This is a genomic window from Nocardioides caeni (genome assembly GCF_004912195.1).
Lineage (GTDB): Bacteria > Actinomycetota > Actinomycetes > Propionibacteriales > Nocardioidaceae > Nocardioides > Nocardioides caeni.
Map to the genome: position 1 here is coordinate 1 of NZ_STGW01000002.1, position 1242 is coordinate 1242.

A 1242-nucleotide genomic window follows, 5' to 3' on the forward strand; every position below is an offset into this window, starting at 1 on the left:
GCCCGATGAGGCCCTCGAACTGCTCCGTGTCGTCCCGATCGGGACACCCGTGATGGTCGACAACGACTGACCGGGCCACCAGACTGCAACTGCGACAAGTGATGACTATGAAGGGAAACCCCATGAAGAAGACAAGGACCCTGGCCTCGGTGGCCGGTGCCCTCGCCCTGGTGACCGGCGCCGCGTCGGTCGCTCTCCTCGGCGGCGGCAACGCCGTCGCCGCTGGAGTGCCCTCCTCGGCCTTCGGCCTCGACCTCTCCCTCGCGGGCAACGCGGTCGTCGAGAAGACCCCCTTCGTGGAGTCGACCGACGGCAGCGAGGTCACCGACACCCTGATCGACGTCCCGCTCGCCCCCGTGGCCGAGGTCGGCGCCGTCAACGTGTCGGCGGAGAACGGCGCGGCACGCTCCAGCGTCGCCGACCTGAGCGCCGTCCTGCTCGATGGTGAGCTGGCCGCGCTCGACACGCTCGGCGAGCAGCTCGCCCCGCTGTGCGACGTCCTCGACCAGATCCCGCTGGCCGACGCCGTCAACCAGGTGACCGGCCTGCTGCAGGAGAACCTGCTCGGCCCGCTCGTCGAGGCCGTCGACCCCGCGCTCGACCTGAGCCTGCTGACTGCCCTCAACCTGGACCAGCTCCTGCCGGCGCAGCTCGGTGACCTGTGCGACTTCGCCCTGTCGGGCAACCTGCTCGGCGCCTCCGCCGTCGTGGCCGAGTGCTCCGGCGACACCGGCACGACGACCATCGAGGGTCTCAACGGCCTCGTCGCGTCGCTGGTCGACACCAACGAGCCGAACTCGTCGATCGCCATTCCCGGCGTCCTCGAGGTCACCGTCAACCGCCAGACCGCCAACGCGGACGGCACGTTCACCGTCGACGCCCTCTACGTGAACCTCCTCGACCAGGTCGAGCTCACCGTGGCCTCGGCCACCTGTGGCGAGGTCACGGGCGACGAGACCGACCCGAGCGACGCTCCGACGCCGACCCCGGTCGAGACCAACGTCCCGGTCACCGGCTGATCCTTCACGACACCACTTGTCGGCACCCGGCCGGCCGCAGCGCACCCCGCTGCGGCCGGTCGGTCGTTTTTCACCGGCCCGCGGCGGATCAGCCGGGGGGGTCGAGTAGCGCCGCGAGCGAGGGACGAGCTCGCGACGCGCGTATCGAGACCCGGCGACGTCGAGGGCCGAGGACTCCCACCTCGCGGCGCACGGAGTCCCACTTCGCGGCGCACGGAGTCCC

The 1242-nt window shown here is 71.0% G+C and carries 1 protein-coding gene; it reads left to right on the plus strand.

Going from position 1 to position 1242, the window contains the following annotated elements:
• The first annotated feature begins 122 nt into the window (after window positions 1-122).
• Window positions 123-1019 carry a choice-of-anchor P family protein gene (locus E9934_RS03745; RefSeq protein WP_136561536.1) on the plus strand — a complete coding sequence of 299 codons (897 nt, stop codon included), beginning with the start codon at window positions 123-125 and terminating at the stop codon, window positions 1017-1019.
• The last annotated feature ends 223 nt before the right edge of the window (window positions 1020-1242 follow it).